Annotated in this window: 24 protein-coding genes; 5 read left to right on the top strand and 19 right to left on the bottom strand. The window is 52.9% G+C overall.

Features of this window, described 5'->3' with window-relative positions; translation table 11 throughout:
• Window positions 1-44: 44 nt before the first annotated feature.
• The 8 genes from roxA to rluE all read right to left on the bottom strand — a co-directional run bounded on the left by roxA (window position 45) and on the right by rluE (window position 8332).
• The gene (roxA, locus tag C3432_RS06955) at window positions 45-1166 is read right to left on the bottom strand and encodes a [50S ribosomal protein L16]-arginine 3-hydroxylase (RefSeq protein ID WP_103776930.1); all 1122 of its coding nucleotides are present in this window, start codon (window positions 1164-1166) and stop codon (window positions 45-47) included.
• 230 nt (window positions 1167-1396) lie between these two features.
• Window positions 1397-2860, bottom strand: a complete 1464-nt coding sequence (gene phoQ, locus C3432_RS06950) for a two-component system sensor histidine kinase PhoQ (RefSeq protein WP_103775924.1) — start codon at window positions 2858-2860, stop codon at window positions 1397-1399.
• Window positions 2860-3531: a two-component system response regulator PhoP gene (phoP, locus tag C3432_RS06945; RefSeq protein WP_103775923.1), complete on the bottom strand. Its 672-nt coding sequence runs from the start codon at window positions 3529-3531 to the stop codon at window positions 2860-2862. The genes phoQ and phoP overlap by 1 nt, the downstream gene beginning before the upstream one ends.
• Before the next feature lie 250 nt (window positions 3532-3781).
• Window positions 3782-5152 carry an adenylosuccinate lyase gene (gene purB / locus C3432_RS06940; protein ID WP_103775922.1) on the bottom strand — a complete coding sequence of 457 codons (1371 nt, stop codon included), beginning with the start codon at window positions 5150-5152 and terminating at the stop codon, window positions 3782-3784.
• A 3-nt stretch (window positions 5153-5155) separates the two neighbouring features.
• Window positions 5156-5797 carry a high frequency lysogenization protein HflD gene (hflD, locus tag C3432_RS06935; protein WP_103776929.1) on the bottom strand — a complete coding sequence of 214 codons (642 nt, stop codon included), beginning with the start codon at window positions 5795-5797 and terminating at the stop codon, window positions 5156-5158.
• A gap of 192 nt (window positions 5798-5989) precedes the next feature.
• Window positions 5990-7096 carry a tRNA 2-thiouridine(34) synthase MnmA gene (gene mnmA / locus C3432_RS06930; RefSeq protein WP_103775921.1) on the bottom strand — a complete coding sequence of 369 codons (1107 nt, stop codon included), beginning with the start codon at window positions 7094-7096 and terminating at the stop codon, window positions 5990-5992.
• 53 nt (window positions 7097-7149) lie between these two features.
• Complete coding sequence (locus C3432_RS06925; RefSeq protein WP_103775920.1) at window positions 7150-7611, bottom strand: NUDIX hydrolase; 462 nt, start codon at window positions 7609-7611, stop codon at window positions 7150-7152.
• Between the two features lie 55 nt (window positions 7612-7666).
• Window positions 7667-8332, bottom strand: a complete 666-nt coding sequence (gene rluE / locus C3432_RS06920) for a 23S rRNA pseudouridine(2457) synthase RluE (protein ID WP_103775919.1) — start codon at window positions 8330-8332, stop codon at window positions 7667-7669.
• A 171-nt stretch (window positions 8333-8503) separates the two neighbouring features.
• On the opposite strand from rluE, the gene icd reads away from it, so the two are divergent.
• A complete protein-coding gene (gene icd, locus C3432_RS06915; RefSeq protein WP_103775918.1) occupies window positions 8504-9754 on the top strand; it encodes an NADP-dependent isocitrate dehydrogenase in 1251 nt (416 codons plus the stop codon).
• A gap of 262 nt (window positions 9755-10016) precedes the next feature.
• Here icd and C3432_RS06910 read toward each other — a convergent pair whose 3' ends face one another.
• The 8 genes from C3432_RS06910 to lsrA form a co-directional block, all read right to left on the bottom strand.
• Window positions 10017-10964: an omptin family outer membrane protease gene (locus tag C3432_RS06910; RefSeq protein ID WP_103775917.1), complete on the bottom strand. Its 948-nt coding sequence runs from the start codon at window positions 10962-10964 to the stop codon at window positions 10017-10019.
• A 395-nt stretch (window positions 10965-11359) separates the two neighbouring features.
• Window positions 11360-11509: a hypothetical protein gene (locus C3432_RS27630; protein WP_181012883.1), complete on the bottom strand. Its 150-nt coding sequence runs from the start codon at window positions 11507-11509 to the stop codon at window positions 11360-11362.
• A gap of 305 nt (window positions 11510-11814) precedes the next feature.
• Window positions 11815-12105: a (4S)-4-hydroxy-5-phosphonooxypentane-2,3-dione isomerase gene (lsrG, locus tag C3432_RS06905; protein ID WP_103775916.1), complete on the bottom strand. Its 291-nt coding sequence runs from the start codon at window positions 12103-12105 to the stop codon at window positions 11815-11817.
• Window positions 12106-12153: 48 nt separating this feature from the next.
• Entirely contained in the window at window positions 12154-13029 is an 876-nt protein-coding gene (gene lsrF, locus C3432_RS06900; RefSeq protein ID WP_103775915.1) for a 3-hydroxy-5-phosphonooxypentane-2,4-dione thiolase, read from the bottom strand.
• Window positions 13030-13057: 28 nt separating this feature from the next.
• Window positions 13058-14080, bottom strand: a complete 1023-nt coding sequence (lsrB, locus tag C3432_RS06895) for an autoinducer 2 ABC transporter substrate-binding protein LsrB (protein WP_103775914.1) — start codon at window positions 14078-14080, stop codon at window positions 13058-13060.
• Between the two features lie 11 nt (window positions 14081-14091).
• Window positions 14092-15105 (bottom strand): autoinducer 2 ABC transporter permease LsrD, encoded by a 1014-nt coding sequence (gene lsrD, locus C3432_RS06890; protein WP_103775913.1) that lies wholly within the window; start codon window positions 15103-15105, stop codon window positions 14092-14094.
• Window positions 15105-16154 carry an autoinducer 2 ABC transporter permease LsrC gene (gene lsrC / locus C3432_RS06885; RefSeq protein WP_103775912.1) on the bottom strand — a complete coding sequence of 350 codons (1050 nt, stop codon included), beginning with the start codon at window positions 16152-16154 and terminating at the stop codon, window positions 15105-15107. The genes lsrD and lsrC overlap by 1 nt, the downstream gene beginning before the upstream one ends.
• Window positions 16148-17701: an autoinducer 2 ABC transporter ATP-binding protein LsrA gene (gene lsrA / locus C3432_RS06880; protein WP_103775911.1), complete on the bottom strand. Its 1554-nt coding sequence runs from the start codon at window positions 17699-17701 to the stop codon at window positions 16148-16150. The genes lsrC and lsrA overlap by 7 nt, the downstream gene beginning before the upstream one ends.
• A 249-nt stretch (window positions 17702-17950) precedes the next feature.
• Here lsrA and lsrR point away from each other — a divergent pair, with 249 nt between their 5' ends.
• The 3 genes from lsrR to C3432_RS06865 all read left to right on the top strand — a co-directional run bounded on the left by lsrR (window position 17951) and on the right by C3432_RS06865 (window position 20971).
• Entirely contained in the window at window positions 17951-18907 is a 957-nt protein-coding gene (gene lsrR / locus C3432_RS06875; protein WP_103775910.1) for a transcriptional regulator LsrR, read from the top strand.
• Between the two features lie 108 nt (window positions 18908-19015).
• Entirely contained in the window at window positions 19016-20608 is a 1593-nt protein-coding gene (gene lsrK / locus C3432_RS06870; protein ID WP_103775909.1) for an autoinducer-2 kinase, read from the top strand.
• A 12-nt stretch (window positions 20609-20620) separates the two neighbouring features.
• A complete protein-coding gene (locus C3432_RS06865; protein WP_103775908.1) occupies window positions 20621-20971 on the top strand; it encodes a cupin domain-containing protein in 351 nt (116 codons plus the stop codon).
• A 330-nt stretch (window positions 20972-21301) separates the two neighbouring features.
• Here C3432_RS06865 and C3432_RS06860 read toward each other — a convergent pair whose 3' ends face one another.
• Window positions 21302-21592 carry a YdgH/BhsA/McbA family protein gene (locus C3432_RS06860; protein WP_103775907.1) on the bottom strand — a complete coding sequence of 97 codons (291 nt, stop codon included), beginning with the start codon at window positions 21590-21592 and terminating at the stop codon, window positions 21302-21304.
• A gap of 119 nt (window positions 21593-21711) precedes the next feature.
• Complete coding sequence (bla, locus tag C3432_RS06855; RefSeq protein ID WP_103775906.1) at window positions 21712-22599, bottom strand: CdiA/SED family class A beta-lactamase; 888 nt, start codon at window positions 22597-22599, stop codon at window positions 21712-21714.
• Between the two features lie 209 nt (window positions 22600-22808).
• Here bla and C3432_RS06850 point away from each other — a divergent pair, with 209 nt between their 5' ends.
• The gene (locus C3432_RS06850; protein WP_103775905.1) at window positions 22809-23675 is read left to right on the top strand and encodes a LysR family transcriptional regulator; all 867 of its coding nucleotides are present in this window, start codon (window positions 22809-22811) and stop codon (window positions 23673-23675) included.
• Between the two features lie 41 nt (window positions 23676-23716).
• On the opposite strand, the gene uspF is transcribed toward C3432_RS06850, so the two are convergent.
• Window positions 23717-24145 (bottom strand): universal stress protein UspF, encoded by a 429-nt coding sequence (gene uspF / locus C3432_RS06845; RefSeq protein WP_103775904.1) that lies wholly within the window; start codon window positions 24143-24145, stop codon window positions 23717-23719.
• Window positions 24146-24383: the final 238 nt, after the last annotated feature.

The following is a 24383-nucleotide window of genomic DNA, read 5'->3' as shown; positions in this document are numbered from 1 at the left end:
GGCCTGATAAGCAAAGCGCCATCCGGCATAAAGCAAACCGAAACTTATCCTTCGAAGAACCAGTATCCGCTGTTGACCAGTGCGGCCAGCATGGCGAGGAATGACGGGTCTTCCAGCGCATCGCCAAAGTTTTCAGCGGTCAGCACGATGTGGCTGGCGAGCGCTTCCAGTGCCGGACGGTGCTCAGAGTCGATCTTCTCACCGTTGGCATACACCTCATCTCCCACGCGCAGTACGCGTAATCCGCCCAGTCGCACCAGCACGTCGCCTTGCTTCAGCGCGTCGTAGATCTCATCTGGCTGGTACGGCGGTTCCGGCGGGGCGATGTCCAGTTCATGCCGTGACTGGGAGATAAACTCGCCAAACCACTCTTTGAAATGTTCTGGCTGATTAATCAGGTCGAGCATCATTGCGCGCAGCTTATCCATCTCCTGAGGCAGCACATCGGCCGGATGTTCACGGGCGGGGACGTCAGGATCGCTGTAATAGGTGTTGCCCAGTTCACGTTGCAGAACGTAATCAGCAAAGCCGCTAATCAGCTCGCGCGTATTCGGCGCCCGGAAACCGACCGAATAGTTCATCGCATTTTCCAGGGCATAGCCTTCGTGTGGGAATCCCGGTGGGATATACAAAATATCGCCAGGCTCCAGCTCTTCGTCGATGATGGCTTCAAACGGGTTAACCTGTAACAGATCCGGGTGTGGGCAGTGCTGCTTCATTTGTAGCTTTTCACCTACACGCCAGCGACGACGACCGGTCCCCTGAATAATAAAGACGTCGTACTGATCCAGATGTGGTCCCACGCCGCCGCCGGGGACGGAAAAGGAGATCATCAGATCGTCGATCCGCCAGTCCGGCAGGGCGCGGAAAGGACGCATCAGCGCAGCGGTAGGTTCATGCCAGTGGTTCACGGCCTGCACCAGTAGCGACCAGTTGTTCTCGCCGAGATGATCATAGCTTTCAAAAGGACCGTGGCTGACCTGCCATTTACCGTCCTGGTGACTGACAAGGCGGCTGTCGACTTCGCTTTCCATCGCCAGACCCGCCAGTTCGTCAGGGGAGAGCGGATCGATAAAATTGTTGAATCCGCGCTTTAACACCACCGGGCGTTTTTGCCAGTGACGTTCAAGAAAATCGGGCCAGTTGAGTGTGAGTTGGTATTCCATAATGAGCATCCGCAGCCTGTGATTGCTACCGATTATAACGGATGCCTGGCAGGATAAATGATTCAGACACAGAAATATTACAAATATACTCGTTATACTTTACGTTGCTGGTGCGCTGGCGTTGTTACCCGGACCATCCCTGGGCCTCGCCCCTTCGGGGCCAGCGCAGGCGCGGGCAAAACGACGACGCCGTTTTATCCCGCAACGCGAATTATTCAGCGTATGTAAGCTTACTCATCCTTCGCGCCCGGCTGTTGATGACCAAAAATCACCTCCATACGCGCGCCGCCGAGCAGGCTGTCATTAGCGATAATTTTGCCGTCATACTGTTCAGTAATCTCGCGTGCCACCGCCAGCCCTACGCCCTGGCCGGGCCGCAATGTGTCAATCCGTTGGCCACGATCGAACACCATATCACGCTTGCTCTGCGGAATACCCGGACCGTCATCCTCCACGATAATGTGCAGATGGTCGTCGGTCTGAAGGGCAGAGATTTCGACAAACTCCAGGCAGTATTTACAGGCGTTATCCAGCACGTTGCCCATCACTTCAACAAAGTCGTTTTGCTCACCAACGAAGCTGATTTCAGGAGAAATATCGAGGCTGATATTAACCCCTTTCCGCTGGTATACCTTGTTCAGTGCGGAGGTCAGATTATCCAGTAGCGGAGCAACCGGATGCAGTTCGCGACTCAGCAGCATACTACTGCCGCGCATACTGGCACGATGCAGGTAGTAACCAATCTGCTGGGAAATACGGCTGATCTGCTCCAGCATTACGGGTTCGGCATCGCTGACGCTCATCTTTTCACTGCGCATTGAGCGCAGGGTACTTTGCAGAACGGCAAGCGGCGTCTTCAGGCTGTGGGTGAGGTCGGTGAGAGTGGTACGGTATTTGTCGTACCGTTCGCGTTCGCTTTTCAGCATGCGGTTCAGGTTACGCACCAGACTGGTCAGTTCCCGGGTTGTTTCGGGATTGAGCATTTCACGGTGATGCTCTTCAAGCTCGCGAACTTCCCGAGCCAGGGCTTCAATAGGACGCAGGCTCCACCAGGCGGCAACCCACAGTAGCGGGATCACTAACAGCAGGTTGGCAGCCAGCACATACACAAACCAGCTCCAGACCATATAAGAGCGTTTAAGCTCAATCGGAACCGTATCCACGACGACAATCGTCAACTGCGGCATCCGTTCGGTTGCCGGGTAGACATTCACCGCCACCGAGTGGGTCATTTCGGCGTTATCGTCATCTTCCCGCACCTCTTTGAGCTGCTCCTGGACCGAATGATCCGCGCTAATGAGTGTGCTGGTGGCGTCAACATCCGCTTCAATTTCATGAAAACCATTCCTTTTCAGCCAGTCTGGCTCGATAAGATTCAGCAGCCAGGGGACGTCGCGCTGGGCCCACAACAGTTTGCCTTTCTCATCGTAAATCAGCGACATGGTCGGGCTTTGCATATCGAGATTTTCAGGTAGCTCGACGTGGATTTTGTCATCCTGCCACTTCGCCAGCGTATAAAAAAGGTTGCTCTCACCGCGCAGCAGGCGAAACGTCGTTTTGTCAAAACTGACGCTATAGCCAACCAGCGCGACCATGCCGTAGGCCAGTGAAAGCACCAGCACAACGCCTGCCGTCGCCAGCAGAAAACGCAGCCGCAGCGACAGGGGGAAGAAATGACGCAATAATTTATTCATTAGCGAAGTTCGAAAAGATATCCCTGACCACGCACGGTGGTGATCACTTCATCAGGATATTGCGCCTGAATTTTTTTCCGCAGGCGGCCCATCAGTACGTCAATGGTGTGACTTTCGCGCAGTTCAGCATCCGGATAGAGTTGCAGCATCAGCGAGTCTTTGCTGACCACTTTGCCGTTATTACGGATCAGCGTTTCCATAATGGTATATTCAAACGCCGTCAGCTTAATGACTTCGTCAGACACCGACAGCTCGCGGCGGGAGAGATCAACCTGAAACGGCGGGATAGAGATGACCTGCGAGGCCAGACCGCTGTTGCGGCGCATCAGCGCCTGCATACGCGCCACCACTTCCTCAATATGGAACGGTTTAGTGACATAGTCATCCGCGCCTGCGCTCAGCACTTCGACCTTGTCCTGCCAGCCTTCACGGGCAGTTAAAACAAGCACGGGCAGGGAGATATCATTGCTCCGCCAGCGGCGAATCAACGAAAGCCCGTCTTCATCCGGGAGTCCCAGATCGACGATCGCGATATCTGGTATATGTTCGTTAAGATAATAGTCGGCCTCTTTGGCATCTTCTGCATCATCAACCTGGTGTCCTGCATCTTGTAACTGAACCTTCAGGTGGTGACGTAACAACGCATTATCTTCGACAACCAGGACGCGCATCGGCTTTTCTCCCTAAATTAACGGTATATACACTTCATCTTTCAGTCTGCCTTTTCGCTGGCGGCGTATATTCATCCCGGTCACGTACGACTTGTACGCGCCAGGGAATTCATTCACTGGCCGTCATAATGCAATTTGAATGATTCAGTATAGAAGTATTGTAACGCTGATTATGTTGCCGTGGGGATAAACATTCAATAAACCAAAGGGGAAGGTGCCCTCTTCCTGAACGAAAGAGGGCAGGAGGCGATTATTTCAGCTCATCTGTCAGGGTGATAGCGCGGCCAATATAGTTGGCCGGAGTCATCGCTTTCAGACGCGTTTTCTCTTCTTCCGGCAGGGGCAGCGCGTCGATAAACTGTTTCATGCCTTCAGCGTCAACGCGTTTGCCGCGAGTCAGCTCTTTCAGCTTCTCGTACGGTTTTTCAATGCCGTAGCGACGCATTACCGTCTGAATCGGCTCAGCCAGCACTTCCCAGTTATGGTCCAGTTCGTCCAGCAGACGGTCACGGTTCAGTTCCAGCTTGCTCACGCCTTTAAGCGTGGACTGGTACGCGATCAGCGCATATCCAATACCCACGCCCAGGTTACGCAGCACGGTAGAGTCCGTCAGGTCACGCTGCCAGCGTGAAACCGGCAGCTTGCTTGCCAGGTGTTGCAGCACGGCGTTAGACAGGCCCAGGTTGCCTTCGGAGTTTTCGAAGTCAATCGGGTTTACTTTGTGCGGCATGGTGGAAGAACCGATTTCACCAGCGATAGTTTTCTGTTTAAAGTGGTTCAGCGCGATATAACCCCAGACGTCGCGATCGAAGTCGATCAGAATGGTGTTAAAGCGGGCGATACAATCAAACAGCTCCGCGATGTAGTCGTGCGGCTCAATCTGCGTGGTGTACGGGTTCCATTGAATTCCCAGAGAGGATACAAACTCTTCACTGAACTGATGCCAGTCCACTTCCGGGTACGCGGCGATGTGGGCGTTATAGTTGCCGACGGCACCGTTGATTTTACCGAGGATTTCCACCTGGTTTAGCTGACGGTACTGACGCTCCATACGGTAAGCGACGTTAGCCATCTCTTTACCCATCGTTGAAGGCGTTGCCGGCTGACCGTGCGTGCGCGAGAGCAGGGGAATATCACGATACTCCACGGACAGCGCTTTTACTGCGTCGATCACCTGACGCCAGTATGGCAGAACCACTTCGTCACGTGCGGTTTTCAGCATCAGCGCGTGAGACAGGTTGTTAATATCTTCAGAAGTGCAGGCGAAGTGAATAAATTCAGAAACCGCGTGCAGTTCCGGGATATCCGCGACTTTTTCTTTCAGGAAGTACTCCACGGCTTTGACGTCGTGGTTAGTGGTGCGCTCGATAGTTTTAATACGTGCTGCATCTTCTTCACTGAAGTTCGCGACGACAGTATCAAGGTAACCGTTTGCGTCCGCAGCAAAAGCAGGAACTTCCTTGATCGCTGCGTGCGCGGCCAGTTTTTGCAGCCAGCGTACTTCTACTTGTACACGGAATTTCAGCAAACCGTATTCGCTGAAAATCCCGCGCAGCGCGCTGACTTTATCGCCGTAGCGTCCATCGACAGGGGAAACGGCGGTCAGTGAGGATAATTCCATAGATCACAACTCCGGGGTTAAATGAGCAAGAATTTGTTTTGCCTGAGTGGTCAGGCGATGACGAGAAAACATTAGCTGCAGGCGACCACCGCCCACCTGGTGCCAGAGCACGGCGGCGCGGATACCGGCAAGCAGAGAGGCGCGGACCTTTGCCTGCACCTGCGGACTCTGAAGTACAGCAGGGGAGCCGGTAACCTGAATGCGCGGTCCCAGCGGGCTGATGACATCGACATAAATACCGGCCATTGCGCTCATCAGCGTTTCTGACTGTAAATCAAAATGATCCAACTGGCGTTGCAGACCGTTGATACGGTCGCCCAGCGTGTCCAGCGCGCCTTTTGCGGCCGACAGCTTACGCTCCAGCACCATCATGCTAAGGGTGTAGCGGGTCAGTTCTGCGTTGAGCCCCTGGCGGCTGCTGGCGTTCAGAACCCCAAGCAGAGTTTCCAGACCGAGACGCAGATTGGCCTCGCTACCGCCGAACACACCCAGCGTTGAGCTGGGGTTCATATCGATAACGCTGTTCAGTGAGACGTGGAGCGCATCGGCATCACAGTGCCCCTGGTGCGCCAGTTGTTGCACCAGGCGTGCCGACTGGCAAATACCCGCCAGCGCAAGGGTGATGTCATAATAATTCTTTGCCACAATCACTGCTTCCTTGTATCAAATAAAATACACGTTATCTTTCAGGCCGCCTCTGCGTGGGGGGCTGAGTGACGCGTCTCATCCATAAGATTCACCCTTACGCCCCGTCGCTCCGCGACGTTCAAATCAGCGCCTGGCGATTCACTCAGCGGCCGCCTTGATGCAACCTGAATGATGTCGTGTATTGAATAATCAGTTCGGCAGAGGCAGGCGCTGTTCAATAATGCCGCCGCCGAGACACACTTCACCGTTGTAAAAGACAGCCGACTGGCCTGGCGTTACCGCCGCCACCGGCTCAGCAAAAATCACTTCAATGCGTTCGTCATCCAGCGCCTTCACGGTGCACGGAATGTCAGTCTGACGATAGCGGGTTTTTACCGTGCAGCGCATGGTGCCGGTGAACGGCTCGCGATCGACCCAGTGTAGCTGCTGCGCAATCAGCCCGACGGACATCAGACGCGGATGCTCATGTCCCTGAGCAACGATCAGAATATTATTCTCAACGTCTTTGTCCACCACGTACCACGGATCTTCGGTCCCTTCTTTGGTGCCGCCGATACCCAGACCTTTACGCTGGCCGAGGGTGTGGTACATCAAGCCCTGATGCTGACCGATTTCTTCGCCGTCCACGGTGATGATTTTTCCAGGCTGTGCCGGGAGATAGCGACCGAGGAACTCGCGGAATTTACGCTCGCCAATAAAGCAGATGCCAGTAGAGTCTTTTTTCTTCGCGGTGATCAACCCCAGGTCTTCGGCAATTTTACGGACCTGCGGTTTTTCCAGTTCACCTACCGGGAACAGGCTCTGCGAAATTTGCTCATGGCCGAGCGTATAGAGGAAGTAACTCTGGTCTTTATTGCCGTCGAGTCCGCGCAGCAGGCGGCTTTTGCCGTCTGGATCCGCACGACGCACGTAGTGACCGGTCGCAATGTAATCTGCGCCCAGATCTTCTGCGGCGAATTCGAGGAACGCCTTAAATTTGATCTCTTTATTGCACAGAATATCAGGGTTCGGCGTGCGGCCTGCTTTGTACTCTTCGAGGAACAGCTCAAAGACGTTATCCCAGTATTCAGCAGCAAAGTTGACGGTATGCAGTTCAATGCCGAGCTTATCGCAGACGGCCTGAGCGTCGGCCAGGTCGGCTGCCGCTGTACAATATTCCTCACCGTCGTCCTCTTCCCAGTTCTTCATGAACAGGCCTTCTACCTGATAACCCTGTTGTTGCAACAGCCAGGCAGAAACGGAGGAATCGACACCGCCGGACATACCGACGATCACTTTTTTTGGGCTTTCAGACATTGGAATACTCACGACATTGAACTTCAAGGCGGCGTATTCTATCACGCAGCCCTTTACTTGACACCCTCTGTAAACGGCCAGTTAAATTCGCCGATCGTCCCGAGTGGGTAGCGTTGTCCACTCTGCCAGCAGCGAATGCTTTCGGCAACCAGCGGAGAACGCAGGTTAGGCGCATTGAGGATCGCATCGGCACTCACCCAGTGACAGCAATCGATATCGCTGTCATGAGGTTCGGTGTCGCATATACCGGCAAGTTCAATGGAAAACAGGAAACGCAAAAACGGCGTTTTGTCCGGGGCGATCCAGTGGTGCATCCGGATAAAATGCTGAGGCTGTGCGTGGATGCCGGTTTCTTCCCACAGCTCACGCGTGGCGGCCTGCACTAACGTTTCATCCGCTTCCAGATGCCCGGCAGGCTGGTTCCACAGCGCTTTGCCGTTGATGGTTTCCTCAACCACTAAAAATTTGTCTTCTGCATGAACGACGCAGGCGACCGTGACGTGCGGTTTGAACATAGGCATCCTTATTAAAGCAGTTTATCAATACCCTTGCAGAGATCGCCGGGTGGCTTCATCCGTTTTTCTCCTGCGTTATTTCGCGCCACTGCCCGTGATGAAGGCCATCAAGCGTGTAATCCCCCATGGCATAGCGAATTAACCGCAGCGTCGGAAAACCAACGTGCGCAGTCATGCGTCGCACCTGGCGGTTACGGCCCTCATATAAGGTTACCTTCAGCCAGGTGGTGGGAATATTTTTCCGCTCACGAACAGGCGGAATGCGTGGCCAGAGCCATTCAGGCTCCGCGACAACGTCAATCCCTGCGGGCAGTGTGGGACCATCGTTGAGCGTTACGCCATTGCGCAGCGCATCCAGCGCCTCTTCTGTCGGTTCACCCTCAACCTGTACATAGTAAATTTTACCCGTACGCTTGCCGGGCTGCGTCAAACGCGCCTGTAGCGCCCCGTCATTGGTCAGTACCAGCAGTCCTTCGCTGTCTCTGTCCAGACGACCTGCCGCATAAACGTCCGGCACGGGAATAAAATCTTTTAACGTTCGGCGTCCTGCCTCGTCGGTAAACTGCGGCAAAACATCGTAAGGTTTATTGAACAAAACCACGCGTTTTGGCTGGTTTTCTTTCCGCTGCTTAGTCGCTTGTCGTGAGCTGAATCGCTTAAGGCGGTGATTTCTAAAAGGAGTTTTTTGCATGGTATATTCAGAACTTATCAATTGCCGCATTATAGCCTAATAACGAGTGTCTTTCATGGCGGCAAACATTAGGGTAGTATTGACATGCTCATTACAAAACATTAACAAAAAATTGCTCTAACGCATTCGTGCAGCAGGACGCAAATGCACATGCAGCGCGATGACAGACGAGCAAACCAGAAGCGCTCGAAGGAGAGGTGAATGGAAAGCAAAGTAGTTGTTCCGGCGGAAGGTAAGAAGATCACCCTGCAAAACGGCAAACTCAACGTTCCTGAAAATCCGATTATCCCGTTCATTGAAGGCGACGGTATCGGTGTTGATGTAACCCCTGCCATGCTCAAAGTGGTTGATGCCGCTGTTGAGAAAGCCTATAAAGGCGAGCGTAAAATTTCCTGGATGGAAATTTACACCGGCGAGAAATCTACTCAGGTTTATGGCCAGGATGTCTGGCTGCCTGCTGAAACCCTTGATCTGATTCGTGATTACCGTGTGGCGATTAAAGGCCCGCTGACTACCCCGGTTGGGGGCGGTATTCGCTCTCTGAACGTTGCCCTGCGTCAGGAGCTTGACCTGTACGTTTGTCTGCGTCCGGTTCGTTACTATCAGGGTACTCCAAGTCCTGTTAAGCATCCGGAACTGACCGACATGGTTATCTTCCGCGAAAACTCTGAAGACATCTATGCGGGAATTGAATGGAAGGCTGACTCTGCCGACGCAGAGAAAGTGATCAAATTCCTGCGTGAAGAGATGGGCGTGAAGAAAATTCGTTTCCCTGAACATTGCGGTATCGGCATCAAACCCTGTTCCGAAGAAGGGACCAAACGTCTGGTGCGTGCGGCAATCGAATATGCGATCGTCAACGACCGCGATTCTGTGACCCTGGTTCACAAAGGCAACATCATGAAGTTCACCGAAGGTGCCTTCAAAGACTGGGGTTACCAGTTAGCGCGAGAAGAGTTCGGCGGCGAGCTGATTGACGGCGGCCCATGGGTGAAAATCAAGAATCCGAACACGGGCAAAGAGATCGTGGTTAAGGATGTTATTGCGGATGCGTTCCTGCAGCAAATCCTGCTGCGTCCGGCAGAATATGACGTTATCGCCTGTATGAACCTGAACGGCGACTATATCTCCGATGCGCTGGCGGCGCAGGTGGGGGGAATTGGTATCGCACCGGGAGCAAACATCGGTGATGAATGCGCGCTGTTTGAAGCGACCCACGGTACCGCACCGAAGTACGCGGGTCAGGATAAAGTGAACCCAGGTTCTATCATTCTGTCTGCTGAGATGATGCTGCGTCACATGCAGTGGTTTGAAGCAGCGGATCTGATTGTTAAAGGGATGGAAGGGGCGATTGCCGCGAAGACCGTCACCTATGACTTCGAACGTCTGATGGAAGACGCTAAACTGCTGAAATGTTCAGAGTTTGGCGACGCGATTATCGCGAATATGTAATTACTGTATGTGCTAAAACAACGGGCGTATAACACGCCCGTTGTTTTATGTCAGCAAGCTAACATTTATTAAAATAACCTTACCGTCAGTACTGGATTAAACATTCCCGAAAACAGCAGACACGCTGCATGCAGGCGCCTGGCTACAGCGAAGCCATCTGAGAAAGAGTTTATTGAACGACTTTAGTGAGAATACGACTACACAAGTCATTCTACATTAATCAGGAAGCGGTCTGTCGGGCCTGCTGACCCGACGAGATTGTTCAGAAAGTATATTTAAGACCTGCCGTGGTCATAAAGTTGTAATTTTCAATTCCTGCGGAGTTTTTACTATAGCCGGAGGTACCGTCGTTTCTGTCATAAAACGTGGTATCACCTTTCTTATTGGTGACGCGGCTCCATGCTCCTTCAACATATACTTTTGCATGTGGAGTCACGTAATAACCAGCATTTGCTGTGACAGAGTAATAATTCTGGTTTTTAACTTTGTCGCGGAATGTAATTCCACGAGCGTAGTGTTCATCGTTGTCAGATGCCTGTACCCAACCACTGTATTTAAATGCACTGCCAAATTCGAAGCTATCATAACGATAGCTGCCGACAAGACCGATATAAGGCATTTTAAAACGCTGTTTGTAGCCTATGCCTCTTTCTCCATCAGGAAATGAACCTGTTTCATTACGGAAACCGCCATTTTCGCTATAAATGTATGTACCGCCTGTGGCATTAAAGCTATAACGGTTTTCCTGGTAGCCAGCCATAAGACCAAGTCGATAGTCTGGCTCATTGAAAATCCACCCTTTGATATTTAAATCGAATTCATTAGCATAGTTGAGATGAGTATCCGGATGCTTGCTCTCATCCGTCCATGTTCCGGCATTGCTGGCATCCATCCAGTCTTTATCTACCATATTAGAACCACGGCTATCGAGGGTGCTCCAGCCTGAAGCTCCAATGGATAACCATGGCATCAGATCCCAATTGATTGCACCTTTAATAATTGCAGCGTTATTGAATTTCCAGTCGAGTTGACTGATTTTCCGTCCACCTTCTGTTGGCTCATAAACACGTTCGTTTGTTTTCCCGCTTAGAGCACCAAGGCTAATATCCATACTTATATTTTCAGGAGTAAAGAGAATGCCCTCGGTAGAAGCAAAAGAGTTGAACGCAACGGGGGCAGTTAAAACTATTCCCAGAATTTTTAATCGCATAAAGGTGACTCCATTCAGTTAGTGTTAATTATCGAATGATTATGTTGTTATTTCGACTGATGAGTCAATTAAGCCATGTGGTTTGTTTAGTGTTTTTTTTAGGTTTGGATAATTGTCTTTCGAATGAAAGGAAATACAGGATAATGTTTTATCTGCACCAGATTTCACTTGCCGTTAATCCAGAGATCCTAATAAGTCTGTATAAGACTTATCAGGAGAATTAATTCTTGCAGAAATGATTGCATGGAATATATTCAGGCAAAAAATACCCTGTAATTTTTGTGGGTAAATTAGCCGGGCGTATATTTTTTCAATAAAGCGCTATAAAGCGTAAGAAGCAGAGGGCTGTACGGGACTGATGTTTGCCCCTGGTTTTCAGTGCCAGATTGTTGCGTTCAATGTGCCGGGAAAAACTTGCTGTTTCTCACTTTAAGAGTCTGATGGGCCAGCGCGGATTTTTCGGACGAGGCACTGGAAAAAGTGGCCACGGGGTGGCCAAAGTTATTCCAGATGTTGTTGACGGTTTTTTCCACAATACCGTTCATTGGTTAGCCTGTTCAGGATAAGGGGCTGGCTGTGAATGACCACCTGTAATTTAAGTTTGTTTAGCGTCCGTTGAATTCATTAGCAGTGAATTATTTACGTAAAAATAGTGCAGTCAGAGAGACTATTAAGCAGTGCTTCTCAATGTGCCTGCCCAGAATTTATCGTATTTAACCAGTGTGTTACATTTTTTGTCAGTGCATTTTCCCTGAAAGCAAGAATACCGATGCTTAACGGATAACGTCTCATCAGCGATACGTATTCTGCGCGATGCAAACCGGAAAAAAGCGGTGCATTTCCACGCTCCTTATGGCATCAATCCATTGAATACGCGCTTTTTCCGGGGACAGGTCATCAGCGATTCCAGTTTCGCTACACAGGCCAGGTAGTGAGGCGTTGTTTTATGAAATGCGACGGCATCCTCGTCTTTATAAGCTTCATAAATATAAAAACGACTCTCCACGTCCGGATCCTGCAACACGTCGAAGCGGAGATTGCCTTCTTCGCGAACCGAACCCAGGTGATTCAGACGAAAAACGTCGATAAATTCAGCAATTTTGTCTTCGTGGACGTTAATTTCAACCAGAGTGACATGCATAATTTTCTCCTTGCAGCACATGGACCCGCCGGGCAGGTCCATGATTTATCAATTTTTCTCGCTCAGATACAGCTCATACGCGCGCTCGGCGGTTTCATTACGATGCACGACCGCGTGGACAGCTTTCATCATGGCGACCGGGTGTTCGGACTGGAAGATATTGCGTCCCATATCCACGCCGGAAGCGCCCTGGTCGATGGCCTGCCAGCACATCTCCAGCGCCTCACGTTCCGGGAGCTTTTTGCCGCCGGCGATGACAATCGGCACGGGGCAGCCCGCAGCGATGCGCTCAAAACCTTTATCGACGTAATAAGTCTTGATGATCTGCGCGCCCATTTCTGCGGCGATACGGGTGGCGAGCGAAAAGTAGCGCTGATCGCGTGCCATCTCTTTCCCCACGCCGGTCACTGCCATTGTCGGCATTCCTGCCTTGATCCCGGCGTCGACGAGTTGAATGATGTTTTTAATGGACTGATGCTCGTACTCACTCCCGATATACACCTGCGCCGCCACCGCGCAGCTATTGAGACGCACGGCATCATCGATGGATAACGCGACGGCTTCATTGCTCAGTTCGGTCAGGATGGAATTCCCCCCGGAGGCGCGTAAGACCACGGGCTTATTTGTGGCTGGGGGGACCACGCTGCGCAGGATCCCGCGGGTACACATCAGCACATCGGCGAGCGGGAACAGGGGGGCGATATTGATATCAATACGCTCCAGCCCGGTGGTCGGTCCCTGAAAATAGCCATGGTCGAACGCAAGCATGACCGTTTTTCCGGTATCGGGATTAAAAATGCGTGACAGCCGGGACTGCATGCCCCAGTCGAGCGCGCCGCAACCCTTAAGCGTAAACGGGGTGTTGCGCTGCGGCGTATCGGCATGGAAATCTTTGCCATCTTTAATGTCATCTAAATCAGCCATGATCTACTCCACGGTTAGGGAATGAAACTCAGAAATCGTATTTGCCGATATTCTCTTTGTTGAACACCACGCGTTCAGGCAGAAGAACAATGCCGTTACCTTTCGCCTCGTAGTCGTAGCCCTGTACGCTGTTTGGCGACACTTCCACCTGACCGACCCCAGGAATATCCAGCTTGTCACCGGTATTCATGTCGCCTTTTTTCAGCAAAGCGTCAGCGACGTACACGGAGATCTTGCCCTGCTGGACAACATCCCAAAGGCCAAACTCTTTCACCGTGCCGCGTTCAACATACGGGCGCATCACGTTTGGCGTACTGAAACCGACAATCGCAACCTTATCGTTTTTCAGGTTTTCAGCAGCCTGGGCGGCGGCGGGCAGGGCGTTGGCATCCGGAGCGATGATGGCGTCAAGATCGGCGTAAGCTTTAATGATGCCTTCTGCGGTCTGGAGTGATTTGGTGGCATCGTTATAGCCAAACTGAGTGGTGACGACCTCCCAGCCGGGATGCTCTTTGGCGATTTTGTCTTTGGCCTCTTTCACCCACTGGTTTTGATCGGTCACGGTCGGGCTGGAATAGAAGAAGGCTACTTTGGCTTTCTCTTTTTTAACCTGACTGAAGGCCATATCAACCAGCATGCCGCCTAACTGGGCAGGCGTACCCTGGTTGATGTAGTACGAACGGCATTCCGGTTTGGTGTCGGAATCCCAGGTCAGCACTTTTACACCGCGCTGCATCGCGCGTTTTAATGCCGGACACAAGCCGTCAGGCGAGACGGCGGACACCACAATGGCGTTATATCCCTGGTTGACGAAGTTATTGATGAGCTGAACCTGACCGGAAACGCTGGGCTCCGTCGGACCGTCGTAAGTGACATCGACGCCCAGCTCTTTACCGGCTTCCAGGGCGCCGTTACCGCCGCTGGTAAAGAATCCTACGCCAACCAGTTTCGGGATAAACGCGATCCGCTCTGCGGCCCAGGCGTTAAGGGTGAACGCCGCCAGGCTAAGGGTACTGATTACGGCAATTTTTTTAATGCTCTGAATAGTCATGTACTTTTCCTTTAGGGCAATGGATTTTCGGCCTGCCGGATAGCGCGACGACGCGCCAGCCAGTCTTTGATTTGCTGACGATGCAGGCTGACGGAACGACCTACGACAACGACAATAAGCAGTGCGCCGGAAAGGGCGCTGGACACCTGATTCGGCACGCCAGCCATTTGCAACCCCTGTTGCAGATAGCCCACCAGCAGCGCGGCGATAGCGGTACCGAGAATCGACCCGGAGCCACCGTAAATATTGGCTCCCCCCAGCACCACGGCGGTAATCGCCGGCATCAGGAAGGTGGCGCCAAGATCGGAACGCGCAGAGCCAAAGTAAGACACCAGCAGGACCGCCGCGATAGCCGAGGCAAAGCCTGTCATGGCGTACAGCGCGCAGAGCGTCCGCTTCACCGGAATCGCGCTGTACAGCGCCACACGGGCGCTCTGCCCAATCAGGAAAACATTTCGTCCGGCGTGGGTTCTGTGCATCACCAGCCAGAAAAAGAACACGCAGACGAGAAAGAAGATCAGCGGGATGGGCAGACCCAGCACATCAAGATTGGCAAAATCGGTAAAACCCTGTGGGAAGCCGCCGATCCCTTCATACCCGGTGGCGCCCGCCATCCCTGAGAGCAGCAGCGCGCTGCCGCCGAACAGATACAGTGTGCCCAGGGTGATAACCAGAGGGTTCACCCCCGTGTAGATAATCAAACCGGCGTTGATTAACCCGCACAGGGCACCCAGCGCGAGCGTCAGGATAATCGCCAGCGGCAGCGGTATACCGCCCTGGAACATCACGCCCAGGGCGATGGCGCACAGACCCATTGTGGAGCCAAATGAGATGTCGATCCCGCCGCTGACGATCACCATGGTTAAAGGCAGGGCGACAATGCCAATACAGATAAAGTCGCTGGTGCTGAACAGCAGCACGTTGAGATCCAGCAGGCGCGGATTCAGCGCGCCGAATCCCAGAATTTCAACGATCAGCAGCGCGGCAAGCGCCAGCTCCCAGCCGTAACGATGTAAATGAGTCATCAGGCAACCTCACGTTTTTTGGCGGTGCGTACCGATTTTGCAGATGATTCCGCAGATGCGTGCGGCGGGGATGGCACCGTGAAGCGGGCATATTTTTGGCGGCGAATGTTGCGCTCCAGCGCACAGCGCAGACGACCGTCGAACACCAGTACCGCCAGCAATACCAGACCCGCAATAAAGTCATTCCACCAGGCCGGAATGCGCAGCAGTACGAGTACGCTGTCAATTTGGGTGAGGAACCAGGCGCCAAGTACGGCACCAATAATCGTACCGGAGCCGCCCAGCAGGCTGATCCCACCCAGTACGCAGGCGGCGATGGCTTTCATCTCCAGGCCGGTCCCTGTCTGATTCGGGATAAAGCCAATCTGTGAGGCAAAGACGATACCGGCCAGCGCCGCCATACAGCCATTGAGCGAAAACGCCAAAATTCTGATGGCTTCAGTGCGAATCCCCAGCTGCCGCGCGCCCTGTAAATTATCGCCGGTGGCGTAAAAGCTGCGGCCAAAGGCGGTTTTTGCCAGCAGCCAGGCCATGAGTAGCATCAGGAACAACGTCAGCCAGCCGATGGCGGATATTCCCAGCAAAATGGGGGCGGACAGCTGCTTAAGTTCTGCGGGTAATCCTTCAATCCATTTGCCACCGGTCCAGAGCAGCATGACGCCGCGATACAGGCCAAGCGTTCCCAGCGTGGCGACAATCGCCGGAATTTTCAGCCAGGCGACCAGCACGCCATTGATAAATCCGGCGAGCAGCCCCAGCGCCAGCGTCGCCACGCAGGCCACAGGCAGTGGATATCCCGCGTTCAACAACAGTCCCAACAGAACGGCACACATTCCGGTGATGGAGCCAACCGAAACGTCAATGTTACGCGTCAGCATGACCAGCGTTGCCCCCATTGCCAGCAGCATGAGGATCTGAGCACTGCTGAAAACCATCGTCAGCGTCTGGATACTGAGGTATCGGCTGTCAAGTATACCTGGCAGGAAAAATAACAGCAGGACGGCCATCAGGGCGGTTGCCTCGCGGTTATTCTGGATAAATTTCAGCATGACATCTCCCCGGAATGTGGCCTGGTTCCTGATACGCTGTCGCCGAAGGCAACGTGCATGATGGTGTCGACATTGATATCGTCGCCCTGCAGGGCGTCGCTGCCCGTTTCACCCTGGTGCATGACGTAAACGCGATCGGCCATCTGTTCGATCTCTTCCAGATCGGAAGAGATAAACAGTACCGCGACGTTCTGGGCGGCGATGCTGCGGATAAGCTGATAGATGTCGTTACGGGCAGAGACGTCCACGCCACGCGTAGGTTCATCCACGATCAGAACCTGCGGTGAGGCTTCAAGACATTTGGCGATCAGGATCTTTTGCTGATTGCCTCCGGAGAGCGTGCGGGCAGGCTGTTCGGGATCGTTGAGCTTTATATTGAGCGCCCGGCGGTAGCGCTCAAGCGTGGCGCAATCTCTGGCGGGTTTTGCCCAGAAGCCGCTGTGGTTATGGGTTAATGCGCAGACGTTCCACGCCAGCGAGGCATCCAGATTCAGCCCGGAAGACTGTCTGTCCTCCGGCAGGTAAACCAGCCCGTGTTGCAGGCGTTCACGCGTGGAAAACGTGGAGATATCCTGGTCGTTGAGCACGATGCGTCCGGCGCGTAAAGGGCGCAGGCCGTAGAGTGTTTCCGCCAGTTCGGTTCGTCCTGCGCCGACCAGTCCGGCCAGGCCTAAAATTTCCCCGGCGCGCACCTCAAAACTGACGTTCATAAACCCTTCACCCGTCACATTTTCCAGGGTCAGCACGGGGGTGCCCGCCTCGTACTGAGGACGATTACCGGGCAGCTCCAGCCACAGTTTTTGTGTCGCGCTCAGGGCGTTTGTCCGCGAAGCCGGTGTGATGGCCTGGATAATATCATCGGTGGTCAGATCTGCCGTTTTTCCCGATAACGCAATGGTCCCGTCACGCATTACGCTGATGCGGTCAGCAATCTGGCGTATTTCTGGCAGCTTGTGGGAGATAAAGACGATCCCCACGCCGGTGCTCAGCAGCTCGCGCAGGCGACTGAACAGGCGTTCTGTTTCCGCCGGCGTCAGCGATGCGGTGGGTTCATCAAGAATCAAAATTCGCGAATCGCGCATCAGCCCGCGCATAATTTCGACCATCTGCCGGTCGGCGACGTCCAGTGAACCCGCGGGACTGTTGATATCGAACTGACAGCCCAGCGCCATCAGCATCGTGGCCATTTTTTGCGCCGAATTCTGGTGTCTGGGCAAGCCAAAGAGGATGTTCTCTTTTACCGTCAGGCTGGGGAAGAGCAGTGGTTCCTGTGGCACAAGGTATATCCCTAATTGATGCGCCAGCACAGGCGTGAGTCTGGTACAACGAGTTCCCTCAATCTCGATAATGCCGCTGTCGGCGGGGGTAATACCGGCGATGATTTTCATCAACGTGGATTTCCCTGCGCCATTCCCGCCCAGCAGCGCATGGACTTCGCCTTTGTGCAAAACAAAGTCAATACCTCTGAGTACATTGACACCTGAGTACTGTTTGTGAACAGATCGGGCGCTGAGCAGTGGTGAGATCGTTTCGTGGCTCATTTGCATGTCACCTCCGTTCACCCTGTGTAGGTTCGGGTTGAACAAATGTATTTTGGTATTCGAATTGTTCATAACCTTATGACCTAACTGCTCATAAAACCGACGAATGGATCACGTTTTATGCGAAAATGATCTGGATGTTTACGTTTGTTCATTTATAAACGCCTGAAATGTGGGTTCTCTCACAGTTATTAACGAATAATGAATGAACAATTGTGTTTAGAATTTCGATATGTTCAAAGTGAAGACAGGATGATGACAATTAACGACCCGATGATTTCCGAACAAGGAATGAGTGAAGAAGAGCTGGTGGCGCGCATTGCGTGGTTCTATTACCACGACGGTATGACGCAGAGCGACATCAGTGACAGACTGGGGCTGACGCGTCTGAAGGTTTCGCGACTGCTGGAGAAAGGGCATCAGTCCGGGATTATTCGTGTGCAGATTAATTCTCGCTTTGAAGGTTGTCTTGAATATGAAACCGAATTACGCAGCCGCTATGGTCTGAATAATGTACGGGTTATTCCGGGGCTTCCGGGGGCGGACGTTTGCGTTCGCCTGGGGATCGGGGCGGCGCACATGCTGATGGAATCATTACAGCCGCAGCAGATCCTGGCGGCGGGCTTCGGTGAAGCCACCATGAATACCTTAAAGCGGCTCAGCGGGTTTATCTCTGCCCAGCAAATTCGCCTGGTGACGCTGTCAGGCGGCGTCGGGCCATATATGACGGGGATTGGACAACTGAATGCGGCTTGTCCGGTCAGCATTATCCCGGCACCGCTCCGCGCCTCTTCGGCGGACATCGCCCGCACCTTAAAAAATGAAAATAGCGTGCAGGATGTGCTGTTGGCTGCCCAGGCCGCCGATGCGGCGATTGTCGGCATCGGCGCAATCAACCAGAAAGATGAGGCCACCATTATTCGTTCCGGCTATATCACTCAGGGTGAGCAACTGATGATCGGGCGCAAAGGCGCGGTGGGGGACATTCTGGGCTATTTCTTTGATGCCGAAGGGCAGGTTATTCCGGACATGAAGATCCATAACGAACTTATTGGGTTAACCCTTAATTCTCTGAAGACGATCCCAACGGTGATCGGCGTGGCCGGAGGCGTGAATAAAGCGGAAGCGATCGCCGCGGCGATGAAGGGGGGTTATATCAACGCGCTGGTCACCGACCAGGATACTGCCGCCGCCATTGTCAGCGGGCAGTAATGCGTACCTGCCGCGCCATCGCGCGGCAGGGCTGTAACAGAATTTCCGTTTGTACCGTGGAGAAAGCATTGACGACCTGACAGAAATAATAAGCCGAGGACTAAAACGATGGCCCGACTCTGTACCCCCTCTGAATCCGCACACTATCTGATGGCGCTGGACGCCGGAACCGGAAGCGTCCGGGCGGTTATTTTCGACCTGGAAGGCAAACAAATCGCTGTAGGACAAGCGGAATGGCGGCATCTCGCCGTACCGGATGTTCCCGGTTCGATGGAGTTTGATCTGGGAAAAAACTGGCAACTGGCCTGTGAATGCATCCGTCAGGCTTTGCATATCGCCGGGATTGCGCCAGAAGCGATTGCGGCCGTATCTGCCTGTTCGATGCGCGAAGGTATTGTGGTCTATGACGCTAAAGGAACCCCCGTCTGGGCCTGCGCGAACGTGGATGCCAGGGCGGCCAGGGAGGTCAGCGAGCTTAAAGAAATTCATGATTACACCTTTGAAAGCGATGTCTATCGCAGTACCGGTCAGACGCTGGCGCTAAGCGCTATTCCACGCCTGCTGTGGCTGGCGCACCATCGTTCGGATATTTACCATTGCGCCTCTACGGTCACGATGATCAGCGACTGGATGGCCTATATGCTCAGCGGCGAGCTGGCGGTGGATCCGTCCAATGCCGGAACCACCGGGCTGCTGGATCTCAAGACGCGTAACTGGAAGCCGTCTTTGCTGGAAATGGCCGGACTGCGGGCGGATATTCTCTCACCGGTAAAAGAGACGGGGACGTTGCTGGGAAACGTTACCGCACAAGCCGCCGCACAGTGTGGGCTGAAGGTGGGGACACCGGTGGTGGTGGGCGGGGGGGATGTCCAGTTAGGCTGTCTCGGGCTGGGGGTTGTGCGTCCGGCACAAACCGCGGTGCTGGGGGGGACATTCTGGCAACAGGTGGTCAATTTACCCGCGCCGATGGTTGATCCTGAGATGAACGTTCGTATTAATCCACACGTCATTCCGGGAATGGTGCAAACCGAATCAATCAGTTTTTTCACTGGTCTGACGATGCGCTGGTTCCGCGATGCCTTCTGTGCAGAAGAGAAACTGATTGCGGAGCGGCTGGGCGTAGATACTTATACGCTGCTGGAGGAGATGGCCAGTCGGGTACCGGCGGGCGCATGGGGTGTTATGCCGATTTTCTCTGACCGGATGCGCTTTAAAAGTTGGTATCACGCAGCGCCTTCTTTCATCAACCTGTCTATCGATCCGGAAAAATGCAATAAGGCGTCGCTGTTCCGCGCGCTGGAAGAGAATGCGGCAATTGTGTCGGCCTGCAACTTACAGCAAATCGCCGATTTTACCGGGATTCACCCGACGTCCGTGGTGTTTGCTGGCGGGGGTTCGAAGGGCAAACTCTGGAGTCAGATTCTGGCGGATGTTTCCGGGCTGACGGTGAACGTTCCGGTTGTCAAAGAAGCCACGGCGCTGGGCTGTGCAATTGCTGCCGGAGTGGGGGCTGGGATCTGGTCATCAATGGCGGAAACCGGCGAGCGGCTGGTGCGTTGGGAGCGGCAGCATGTACCCGATATGGCGAAACATGAGCTTTACCTGGCGTCGCGAGAAAAATGGCAGGCGGTGTATCAGGAGCAGTTAGGTCTGGTCGATCACGGGTTGACGACCTCTTTGTGGAAAGCGCCAGGTTTGTAACAGGAGACCGCAATGATTAAATCCAATGAAGCGCAGCACGAGTACCGTTTTGGTGACAATGGCCCGAAATATCTTATTCGCGGTCCGGTGTGTGACATGGGGGTTGTCATGCTCCAGCCCGGTCAGTCTTTCCCCAATCATCGCCATATCGAAGCCTGTGAGATTTTTTATACCCTGGCGGGTGAGGTGACGTTGTATCTGAACGGTGAGCCGCACATTCTGGGCGCGGGGGATGTTCTGCACTGCGATCCTGGTGAGGCGCATTTTCTGGTAAATAAAGGGAAAATGCCCTGGAAAGGCGTCTTTGTGAAATCCCCGCATTTACCCGGTGACAGCCATCCGGTAGAGCCTTCTGGATATTAGTTTTCGGGCAATCCGCTGTGGATGCACCATAAGTTGACAATTGATACATTTAGAAATGTCATAATAGTTGCATGGATAATTTTGCTTATGTATTATTTGACTCCGATCACATAATGTCACATGAATGACTCAAAGATCGTCAAACCGCCATTAGCTCATCCGGAAGAGCGAACGACATGAGTTGTAGTGTTGTAGGGAACGGGGTTCGAGGCCTCGATGGCGGCCCAAATTTTAAAGCCCAGGCCAATGCCGGGGCTTTTTCATTTCCGCTGCCGTGCAGGATATAAAAAACCACGCGTCAACGCGTGGCTTATCAGGGCTCCGTCAGACTTACTTGTCTGCGTCTTTATACACGTCGGCGACGGCTTCAAAGTTGGGTCCATGCTGACGTGCTGCAACGATGTGGTAATACTTACCGCCTTTCTCATCAGCCAGTTTTGACAACTCAGTACGCAGGTCGCTCGGAGAAGAGATCGCTCCCTGGGTCTGTGACACATTCACTGAGCCAATTTTAACCAGTTTAAAGTGATCGACCTCGTCTTTAGAGACCTGATCGGCGGCAACCGCGCCGAAGGAGAAGGCGGAGAGGAGCAGTGTGGTAGCTAAAGCAATTTTTTTCATATACAGCATCCTTGTTTGGTTGTTCATTGAGAGTAGCTTCACGTTTTTTAGTGTAGACCAATTATTCAGGAATGCCGGTTTATCAAGCAGACTCATTCATGAGCCTGCTCTTTTTGGTGTTAAAGCCCTTCGGTGACAATCTTCGCCGCGGCGGCCAGTACGTCTTTACGATCTTTGGCATCCTGCTGAGGCTGAGTAAAATAGGTCACCAGAATTAATGGCGCATGATTTTCAGGCCAGATAACCGCAATATCATTGGTGGTGCCATAGTCGCCACCGCCGGTTTTATCACCCACCACCCATGATGCCGGCAGGCCCGCGCGAATGCTCTTTCCGCCAGTGGTATTGCCTTTCATCCATTCGACCAGCTGAGCGCGCTGTGTGGCGCCCAGCGCATTACCTAAGGTCAGGTTGCGCAAACTTTTCGCCATCGCCAGGGGGGTTGACGTGTCTCGTTCATCGCCCGGAATGGCAGTATTTAGCGTCGGCTCGGTGCGGTCCAGGCGAAATGTGGTATCCCCAATGGAACGGGCGAATGCCGTTACGTTATCCGTGCCGCCAAGATGGTCGATAAGCTTGTTCATGGCCGTATTGTCACTGTATTGCAGCGCCGCAGCGCTCAGTTCCGCCAGCGTCATTTCGCCATCAACATTTTTTTCGGTAATCGGGTTCCAGTTGGTCAAATCGCTTTTTTTGATTGACATCTTCTGGTGCAGGACATTTTTATCGTCTTCACTCTGCTTCAGCACCGCTGCCGCGGTGATGACTTTGCTGGTGCTGCACATTGCAAATCGCTCATCGCCACGGTAGAGAAGCTGCGAATCGTCTGCGGTATCGATCAGCGCAACGCCAAGACGTCCCCCTGAGCTTTTTTCTAATGCGGTGAGCTTCTGCTTAATCGTGCTGACATCCGTTGCTGTCCTGGCCCACAGTGATGTGCTGCCCATCAGTAAGGGAACAACCGCAGTGGCAATAAGCACCGCCTGACGAAAGGGTGTTTTAAACATGTCTGGCCTTCCAGGTAATAGCTGAATTGATAAATTAATATACGTGTGGGTAATGTTGATGAGGAATTAACGATGCGGCTGATTAATAAAAATATCAGCGATTAGAATACGTTATTTCTCTCAGCCCGCTGCACTATCCGCTTTTCACTCTTGTCTGACAAGCGAGAAGAATTTACCCTGACCTAAAGAAAATCTTATGGGTACCAGTAATGCGTTCAAATTTGCCTCTTAATGCCCTGCGCGCTTTTGAAGCCTCTGCCAGACACTTAAGTTTCACACGGGCCGCGATTGAACTTTGCGTCACGCAGGCTGCGGTGAGTCAGCAGGTCAGACTCCTGGAGGAGCGGCTCAATATGGTGCTTTTCAAACGCCTGCCCCGTGGACTGGCGATGACCGACGAAGCGCAGGCGTTATTCACCGTGCTGACCAATGCGTTCAGCCAGATAGACACGATTTTCCGACAGTTTGAAGGCGGGGAATACCGGGAGGTTCTTACCGTAGCGGCGGTGGGAACATTTGCCGTCGGCTGGTTATTACCGCGTATTGAGAAATTTAAGCAGGAACATCCCTTTATCGAATTGCGGGTACAGACCAACAACAACGTGGTGAATCTGGCGGCCGAAGGGCTGGATTTCGCGATTCGTTTCGGCAATGGCTTATGGTCATCCACCCATAATGAGGGGCTGTTTGAGGCACCACTGACCGTGTTGTGTTCGCCTGAAACGGCGCAGCGCCTTACCACTCCGGCAGATCTCTTTCATGAACATTTACTGCGTTCTTATCGCGCCGATGAGTGGGATAGCTGGTTTGCTGCCGCAGGGCTGGAGGCGGAAAGAGTGAGCGGTTCTATTTTTGATTCATCACGTCTGATGATTGAAACGGCGATCCATACCGGCGGCGTGGCACTGGCACCCGCGAGGATGTTTACACGCGAACTGGAAACGTCACAGCTTGTTCAGCCCTTTACTATTGAGATTACGGTGGGAAGCTATTGGCTGACCTGGTTAAAATCGAAGCCCATCACGCCAGCAATGGAAATATTTCGCGACTGGATCCGGCAGGAGGTCGCAATTTAAGTCAACGGGAGTCAGGGCGACTCCCGGTGTGTCCGCGGTGGTTAACGCACGACCAGCACAGGGCATTGCGCATGGCGTACCACTGCCGCAGCGGTTGAACCTAACAGATATGTTGAGATCCCTGGCCGGTGTGAGGCGATGATCACAAGGTCAGCACTCACAGAATCAGCCAGTTTCAGAATCTGGTCTTTTGGTGGACCGTAGACCAGATGCGTTACCACCCGGCCTGCTGGAATGTTGAACTGCTTGACTATCTTATCCAGCTTCTGCTGCGCTTTCGTCCGCAGACCATTTTTATCCGGATACTCTCCTGAATAAGCGAGTCCCAGGGAAGCATAAAAAGGGACAGAAGGGATGACGGCCAGAAAATGGACTTTAGCGGCTTTGGCGTGCGCTTCAACCTGAGGGATAACCTGACGCGTTAAATCGACTTCTGAGATATCAATGGGCACCAGAATAGAGCGATACATATCACTACCTCCTGTTTGTTTGATCTCCTCTTTCAGTTTACTGAATATCCCTGTGGTATAAAAAGTGACCAGAATCAAAGTAATGTGAATCATGCCGGTAATCGTGAGAACTCAGCCACGGAACTGACATTATCTGGTTTCAGGTGTTCTGTTAAAAATCTCAAGTCCGGTACAGTGTGGCAGAAATAGCGCGCTCTCAGGGGGGCCGTCTCAAAACGATCGTCTCACAGAAATAAAG

It is taken from the genome of Citrobacter amalonaticus (assembly GCF_002918555.1).
Taxonomy (GTDB): Bacteria; Pseudomonadota; Gammaproteobacteria; order Enterobacterales; family Enterobacteriaceae; genus Citrobacter_C; species Citrobacter_C amalonaticus_A.
The sequence above is the reverse complement of the archived record's forward strand: the minus strand, read 5'-3'. Positions and strand labels throughout refer to the sequence as shown.